Here is a 7,391-nt window from a genome sequence, read left to right on the forward strand (position 1 = left end):
TTTTATAAGGAATTCATGGTGAAAACAGCGATTTTGTCCGTCGTGGCAGCCTGTACACTCTTTTCATTAATGGGGTGTAATAATCGTCACGACGTGGAGGCGTTACAGCCCGCACAGGCAGCAGAATTAAAACCAATGCAGCAAAGCTGGCGCGGTGTATTGCCCTGCGCGGATTGCGAAGGTATTGAAACGTCCCTGTTTCTTGAAAAAGACGGAACATGGGTGATGAACGAACGCTATCAGGGCGTGCGCAAAGAGCCTTCATCATTTGCTTCATACGGCACATGGGCACGTACCGCTGATAAGCTGGTGCTGACGGACAGTAAAGGCGAGAAGTCTTACTATCGCGCGAAAGGCGATGCCCTGGAGATGCTCGATCGTGAAGGTAATCCGATTGAGTCGCAGTTCAACTACACGCTTGAGTCTGTGTCTGCCAGTCTGCCGGTAACGCCAATGCCAATGCGCGGCATGTATTTCTATATGGCAGACGCGGCGACCTTTACCGATTGTGCAACCGGAAAACGGATGCCGGTAGCGAATAATGCCCAACTGGAACGAGACTATTTATCGGCGCGTGGGGAAACGGGCAAACCCGTTCTGCTGACGGTTGAAGGTCACTTTACGCTGGAAGCCAATCCGGATACGGGTGAGAAGGTAAAAACACTGATGGCGGATAAAGCGATAAAATTTATTCCTGGTCAGGATTGCGGCAGTAAATAACGCGTGACCCCTTGCTAATAACGATAGAAAAAACCCCGCACTTGCGGGGTTTTTTTATGGCTTAACCTTTAATGGCTTTCACCAGATAGTTAAGAATGTCACCGGTTTTGATCAGCTGCTTCTCGCCGTTACGACGATATTTATATTCGATATCGTCGTTGTCGAGGTTACGGTCGCCCAGCACGATGGTGTGCGGAATACCAATCAGCTCCATGTCGGCAAACATCACGCCCGGACGCTCTTTACGATCGTCCATCAGCACTTCGATACCCTGCGCACGCAGCTCTGCGTACAGCTTCTCGGCCAGCTCCTGCACACGGTAGGATTTGTGCATGTTCATCGGCAGAATCGCAACCTGGAACGGGGCGATGGCGTCAGGCCATACGATGCCGCGATCGTCGTAATTCTGCTCAATCGCCGCCGCCACAACGCGAGTGACCCCGATACCGTAGCAACCCATGGTCAGGATCTGGTTACGGCCATCTTCGCCCTGTACGGCCGCTTTCATTGCTTCAGAGTACTTAGTACCCAACTGGAAGATGTGACCGACTTCGATACCGCGTTTAATCAGCAGCGTGCCTTTACCGTCCGGGCTTGGATCGCCAGCGACAACGTTACGGATGTCCGCGACTTCCGGGGTCGCAACGTCGCGATCCCAGTTGATGCCGAAGTAGTGTTTACCGTCGATGTTCGCACCCGCGCCGAAGTCGCTCATCGCAGCCACGGTACGGTCAATAACCATCGGAATCGGCATGTTCACCGGACCGAGAGAACCCGGACCTGCTTTCACCACGGCGCGAATTTCTTCTTCGGTCGCGAAGGTCAGCGGGCTGGCAACCTGCGGAAGTTTTTCTGCTTTTACTTCGTTCAGCTCGTGGTCGCCACGAACCAGCAGCGCAACCAGTGGGTAAGCGCTTCCTTCCACTGCTTTTACCAGCAGGGTTTTCACGGTTTTTTCGATCGGCAGATTGAACTGTTCAACCAGTTCGGCGATGGTTTTCGCGTTCGGCGTATCAACCAGCGTCATCTCCTGAGTCGCAGCAGCGCGTGGCTCTTTCGGCGCGACGGCTTCAGCGAACTCGATGTTTGCTGCGTAGTCAGAAGAGTCAGAGAAGATCACATCATCTTCGCCGCTCTGCGCCAGCACCTGGAATTCATGGGATGCGCTACCGCCGATAGAACCGGTATCAGCCTGCACAGCACGGAAATCCAGGCCCATACGGCTGAAGATTTTGCTGTAAGCCGCGTACATGGCGTCGTAGGTTTCCTGCAGGGATTCCTGAGACGTATGGAAAGAGTAAGCATCTTTCATCAGGAATTCACGGGAACGCATCACACCGAAACGTGGGCGAACTTCGTCACGGAATTTGGTCTGGATCTGGTAGAAGTTCAGCGGCAGCTGTTTGTAAGAACTCAGTTCGTTACGAATCAGGTCGGTGATCACTTCTTCGTGAGTCGGGCCGAGTACGAACGGACGATCGCCACGGTCTGCAATACGCAGCAGTTCCGGGCCATACTGTTCCCAACGACCACTCTCTTGCCACAGTTCAGATGGCTGAACCACTGGCATTAACACCTCGATGGCACCGGCGTTGTTCATCTCTTCACGCACGATATTTTCGACTTTTTTCAGGACGCGCACGCCGGTCGGCAGCCAGGTGTATAACCCGGAGGCCAGCTTGCGGATCATCCCGGCGCGCAGCATCAGCTGGTGGCTGATAACCTCGGCGTCGGCAGGTGTCTCCTTCAGAGTGGAGAGCAGGTATTGGCTAGTACGCATGTTGTTACGGTTCCAGTTGAACGATCGAACAGGCTCAACGCGAGCCTGACACAAAAAAAGTGATTTACCCGTCATACTTCAAGTTGCATGTGCGTTGGCTTTCCTCGTTCACCCCAGTCACGTACTGGTGTACGCTCCAGGGGATTCACTGCGTCGCTAACTTCCTGCAACTCGAATTATTTAGGGGCTAGTTTACCAGCGAGAAAGGGATGTCAAAAGAGAAGGCCGCGAAATTACCGTGGTTCCAGTGCAAAGACTTCAAAACCCTCTTCAGTGACGCGCCAGCGCACGTTGAAATCGTGTAGCCACACGGCGTAAGTTTTGCCCGTCTCTTCACCCTTACGATAGGCAGGGCGCGGATCCTGCGCCAGCACTTCACGAATAAACGCTTTTAATTGCGGATAACGCTTTTCGTGTGACAGAAGTTGCTGCTCAATCTCGGCAGTAAAGCTGACCTTCATTTCGGCTATGGGCGCATGTTGCGCATAGCTGGCTGTGGCATCCGGCAGCGCCTCAGCAAACGGCAGGTAGGGCTTGATGTCGATGACCGGCGTCCCGTCTACCAGGTCCAGACTGCCTAATCTCAGGATGACGTTGTCTTTCTGGCAATGAATTCCTTTTAGCTCGACCAGCGACATCCCGATGGGATTCGGACGAAAAGTGGAGCGCGTGGCGAAAACGCCCATTCTGGCGTTGCCGCCCAGGCGAGGTGGCCGCACTGTGGGGCGCCATCCGCCTTCCATTGTCTGGTGAAAGACAAAAATCACCCACAAATGACTAAATGCTTCCAGGCCGCGAACAGCATCGGCCTGGTTATAGGGTGCGAGCAAATGCAGTTCGCCGTTGGCGCTTTTCACCAGACCCGGCTGGCGCGGAACAGCGAACTTTTCTTTATAAGGAGAGCGGATAACGCCTATTTGCTCGAACTGAAAATGGCTCATTTAGACGAAATGTTCAGGGCCGAACCAATACAAACCGCCTGACGGTAGCAACCTGGCGTACCGCTGGTGACTTCGCAGCTGTGCTGCAGTACCGCATTAGCTTTCATTTTAGATGCGTTAATCTGCATGCGTTTGCGTGCGGTTGGAATGCTCGGAGGGGAGTCCTGATTTGATGCCTGGCAGGATTCTCCGCTGACTTCGCCAAGATCGCGGAACGGTTTACCCACTAAATCTTCAGCATTGGTAATAATTCTGACCGGTGTCGCGCGCGGTGCTTTTGGTTTTTCCGGCTCCGCTTTAGGCGGGGTTGCGGTGCTTTGAACGGGTTCAACAGGGGATCTGCTTAACATAGAACAGCCGCTCAGCATGAGTGCTACTAAACAGATCGGTAAAGCACGCATAATATTTCCTCAATGAATGATCTAATCGTCAGATATTGAATCAGTTGCCTGCATAAATGACAAGACGGGCTTTCGCCCGTCCTGAATAATATTACAGATTGTGCAAACAGCCTAAAAATTACCAGCCTTTAACCGCGCCGCCATTGAAGACTTTATTTGCTGCTTCGTAGACTTCGTCAGACTGGTAAGCCTGAACGAATTTCTTCACGTTTTCAGCATCTTTGTTATCTTCACGAGTGACGACCAGGTTAACGTACGGGGAGTCCTTGTCTTCAACAAAGATACCGTCTTTTGCTGGGGTCAGGTTAATCTGACTTGCATAGGTCGTATTGATCACTGCCAGTGCAATCTGTGCATCGTCCAGAGAACGCGGCAGCTGTGGCGCTTCCAGCTCAACCAGTTTCAGGTTTTTCGGGTTTTCGGTAACGTCCAGCGCCGTCGGCAGCAGGCCAACACCCTCTTTCAGCTTGATCAAGCCCACTTTTTGCAGCAGCAGCAGGGAACGACCAAGGTTAGTCGGGTCATTTGGGATAGCGACCTGTGAACCGTCCTGCAGCTCATCCAGCGATTTGATTTTTTTGGAGTAGCCTGCAATCGGGTAAACGAACGTGTTGCCTACTGCCACCAGTTTGTAGCCACGATCCTTGATCTGCTGATCCAGATAAGGTTTGTGCTGGAACGCGTTAGCATCGATATCGCCTTTGCTCAGCGCTTCGTTTGGCAGAACGTAGTCGTTGAACGTGACCAGCTCAACATCCAGACCGTATTTTTCTTTTGCCACTTTCTGGGCCACTTCAGCAACTTGTTGTTCCGCGCCAACAATCACACCCACTTTGATGTGGTTCGGATCTTTTTCATCCTGGCCGCAACCCACAAGTGCCAGAGAACCGATCAAGGCTCCAACTGCCGCAAAGGTTTTGAATTTGAACGCCATGCTTATTTCCTTAATGAGTTATTTGTGTTGTGTTTAATGTTACTTGTGCGTCACTGCCCGAACGATGCGATCGCCGGATAACTGAATTAAATAAACCAGAACGACGAGTAATACCAGCACCGTATTCATCACGGTCGCATTGTATCCGATGTAACCATACTGATAGCCAATTTGGCCCAACCCGCCAGCGCCGACGGCACCGCCCATCGCTGAGTAGCCGACCAGCGTAATGAGCGTAATGGTTGCTGCGTTCACCAGACCAGGCAATGCTTCTGGCAGGAGCACTTTACGCACGATCTGCAGCGGTGTGGCCCCCATCGCCCGGGAAGCTTCGATAAGCCCGGCAGGGATTTCCAGCAGGGCGTTTTCTACCATACGTGCGATGAACGGCGCGGCGCCAACCGTCAGCGGTACGATGGCCGCCTGTAGACCGATTGACGTGCCAACAATCATTCTCGTGAATGGAATCATCCACACTAATAAGATAATGAAAGGGATAGAACGGAAAATATTGACCAACGCAGAAAGCGTACGGTAAAGCTTTGCGTTCTCAATAATTTGCCCTGGACGTGTGACATACAGCAGCACGCCCACTGGCAGTCCAATGACAAAACCAAAAAAGCCGGACACAAAAGTCATTGCCAGCGTTTCCCAGACGCCACGCACCAGCAACCATATCATCGGCTCAGACATAACCCAGTACCTCTACTTTTACATGGTGTTGCTGCAGCCAGGCAATGGCGGCTTGCGTTTCTTCTGGCGTACCGTGCATTTCCGTCAGCATGATGCCGAACTTCACACCGCCTGCGTAATCCATCTGCGCACTAATAATGTTGTTATTCACGTTGAAGCGACGCGCCGTCTCTGAGAGCAGAGGGGCATCAACCGATTGTCCGGTAAATTCCATACGCAGCATTGGGACGCTGTCTGCGTGCGGCTCGGGTTTTAAACGTTCCAGATAATCTTCCGGAATATCCAGATGCAGGGTGGACTGAATAAATTTCTGTGCCAGCGGGGTTTTCGGGTGTGAAAACACTTCGCTTACCGTGTCCTGTTCAATTAGCTCGCCGTCACTGATCACCGCTACGCAGTCACAGATACGCTTAACCACGTCCATTTCATGCGTAATAAGAAGAATGGTCAGACCGAGACGACGGTTAATGTCTTTCAATAACTCCAGAATGGAGCGCGTCGTCGCCGGATCCAGTGCGCTGGTGGCTTCATCGCACAGCAAGACTTTCGGATTGCTGGCCAGTGCGCGGGCAATCGCGACACGTTGCTTTTGACCGCCCGAGAGATTGGCCGGGTAGCTGTCATGTTTATCACTGAGGCCAACCAAATCTAACAACTCTGACACGCGACGTTTAATCTCGTCTTTAGGCGTGTTGTCCAGTTCCAGCGGCAAAGCGACGTTACCAAATACGGTACGTGAAGATAACAGGTTAAAATGCTGGAAAATCATGCCTATCTGGCGGCGGGATTTAGTCAGCTCAGATTCTGACAACGTAGTCAGTTCCTGACCGCCAACCTGCACGCTGCCTTCGGTTGGACGTTCAAGCAGGTTTACACAGCGAATTAATGTACTTTTACCGGCACCGGAGGCGCCAATAACGCCATAAATTTGCCCGGCAGGGACATGCAGGCTGACATTATTCAGAGCCTGAATGGTGCGAGTCCCCTGTTGGAACACTTTGGTGATATTCGAAAGTTTAATCATTGATTATTTATTATCGTAATTAAGTTAGCCGTGGCATTTTCGTCTGCCTGATACGGTCGACGCCGTCAACAAGATGGATGTTAAGGCATCCAGACGTCTAAATCAATCCGGCTTTCGACGATGAGCACTTTCTTGCTTACGGAAACATGCGATACTAGCGACATATACCTTATTCAGGAGTAAACCGGTGGCAAAATCAGTACCTGCAATTTTTCTCGACCGCGATGGCACAATCAATGTGGATCATGGCTACGTACATGAAATAGACGAGTTTGAGTTTATCGATGGCGTTATCGACGCAATGCGTGAACTTAAGAAGATGGGTTATGCGCTTGTGGTTGTCACCAACCAGTCGGGTATTGCACGCGGTAAGTTTACCGAAGCGCAGTTTGAAACGTTGACTGAATGGATGGACTGGTCTCTGGCCGACCGGGATGTTGAACTGGACGGTATCTATTATTGTCCGCATCACCCGCAGGGGAGTGTGGAAGAGTTCCGTCAGGTCTGCGATTGCCGTAAACCGCATCCCGGTATGTTTATCTCCGCTCGCGATTTCCTGCACATCGATATGGCTGCTTCTTATATGGTCGGCGATAAAGTAGAAGACATGCAGGCAGCGGCAGCAGCTAATGTAGGAACAAAAGTTTTGGTGCGTACAGGTAAACCTGTCACCCCTGAAGCGGAAAATGCAGCTGATTGGGTGATAAATAGCCTTGCAGATCTGCCTCAGGCCATCAAAAAGCAGCAAAAATAGGCATTATGGTGAAAAGGTGAACGGTTGGCGTTTTTTTTCTATTTTTGACTTGTCAGCCCGAAATAACTCCCTATAATGCGCCTCCATCGACACGGCGGATGTGAATCACTTCACACAAACAGCCGGTTCGGTTGAAGAGAAAAA

Annotated in this window: 8 protein-coding genes; 2 read left to right on the forward strand and 6 right to left on the reverse strand. The window is 51.6% G+C overall.

The window, feature by feature from the left end:
- Positions 1-15: 15 nt before the first annotated feature.
- Positions 16-720 carry an envelope stress response activation lipoprotein NlpE gene (gene nlpE, locus AC07NP_RS08060; RefSeq protein WP_494660088.1) on the forward strand — a complete coding sequence of 235 codons (705 nt, stop codon included), beginning with the start codon at positions 16-18 and terminating at the stop codon, positions 718-720.
- A gap of 61 nt (positions 721-781) precedes the next feature.
- Here the strand turns inward: nlpE and proS are convergent, their stop codons facing one another.
- The 6 genes from proS to metN all read right to left on the reverse strand — a co-directional run bounded on the left by proS (position 782) and on the right by metN (position 6,493).
- Positions 782-2,500, reverse strand: a complete 1,719-nt coding sequence (gene proS / locus AC07NP_RS08065) for a proline--tRNA ligase (protein WP_494660089.1) — start codon at positions 2,498-2,500, stop codon at positions 782-784.
- 233 nt (positions 2,501-2,733) lie between these two features.
- Positions 2,734-3,441, reverse strand: coding sequence for a tRNA (N6-threonylcarbamoyladenosine(37)-N6)-methyltransferase TrmO (gene tsaA, locus AC07NP_RS08070; RefSeq protein WP_494660090.1), 708 nt, complete (start codon positions 3,439-3,441; stop codon positions 2,734-2,736).
- Complete coding sequence (gene rcsF, locus AC07NP_RS08075; RefSeq protein ID WP_198906381.1) at positions 3,438-3,842, reverse strand: Rcs stress response system protein RcsF; 405 nt, start codon at positions 3,840-3,842, stop codon at positions 3,438-3,440. The genes tsaA and rcsF overlap by 4 nt, the downstream gene beginning before the upstream one ends.
- Positions 3,843-3,960: 118 nt before the next feature.
- Positions 3,961-4,776, reverse strand: a complete 816-nt coding sequence (metQ, locus tag AC07NP_RS08080) for a methionine ABC transporter substrate-binding lipoprotein MetQ (RefSeq protein ID WP_192611165.1) — start codon at positions 4,774-4,776, stop codon at positions 3,961-3,963.
- 39 nt (positions 4,777-4,815) lie between these two features.
- Entirely contained in the window at positions 4,816-5,469 is a 654-nt protein-coding gene (locus AC07NP_RS08085) for a methionine ABC transporter permease MetI (RefSeq protein ID WP_192611166.1), read from the reverse strand.
- Complete coding sequence (metN, locus tag AC07NP_RS08090) at positions 5,462-6,493, reverse strand: methionine ABC transporter ATP-binding protein MetN (protein WP_203358849.1); 1,032 nt, start codon at positions 6,491-6,493, stop codon at positions 5,462-5,464. Before metN ends, AC07NP_RS08085 begins: the two co-directional genes overlap by 8 nt.
- A 187-nt stretch (positions 6,494-6,680) precedes the next feature.
- On the opposite strand from metN, the gene gmhB reads away from it, so the two are divergent.
- Positions 6,681-7,247 (forward strand): D-glycero-beta-D-manno-heptose 1,7-bisphosphate 7-phosphatase, encoded by a 567-nt coding sequence (gene gmhB, locus AC07NP_RS08095; protein WP_203358848.1) that lies wholly within the window; start codon positions 6,681-6,683, stop codon positions 7,245-7,247.
- The last annotated feature ends 144 nt before the right edge of the window (positions 7,248-7,391 follow it).

Source organism: Citrobacter sp. GW821-FHT07H02 (genome assembly GCF_059418505.1).

Coding starts and splice junctions, on each gene's coding strand:
- proS (WP_494660089.1), bottom strand. CDS start 2,500: ATGCGTACTAGCCAATACCTGCTCTCCACTCTGAAGGAGACACCTGCC.
- rcsF (WP_198906381.1), bottom strand. CDS start 3,842: ATGCGTGCTTTACCGATCTGTTTAGTAGCACTCATGCTGAGCGGCTGT.
- metQ (WP_192611165.1), bottom strand. CDS start 4,776: ATGGCGTTCAAATTCAAAACCTTTGCGGCAGTTGGAGCCTTGATCGGT.
- AC07NP_RS08085 (WP_192611166.1), bottom strand. CDS start 5,469: ATGTCTGAGCCGATGATATGGTTGCTGGTGCGTGGCGTCTGGGAAACG.
- nlpE (WP_494660088.1), top strand. CDS start 16: ATGGTGAAAACAGCGATTTTGTCCGTCGTGGCAGCCTGTACACTCTTT.
- tsaA (WP_494660090.1), bottom strand. CDS start 3,441: ATGAGCCATTTTCAGTTCGAGCAAATAGGCGTTATCCGCTCTCCTTAT.
- metN (WP_203358849.1), bottom strand. CDS start 6,493: ATGATTAAACTTTCGAATATCACCAAAGTGTTCCAACAGGGGACTCGC.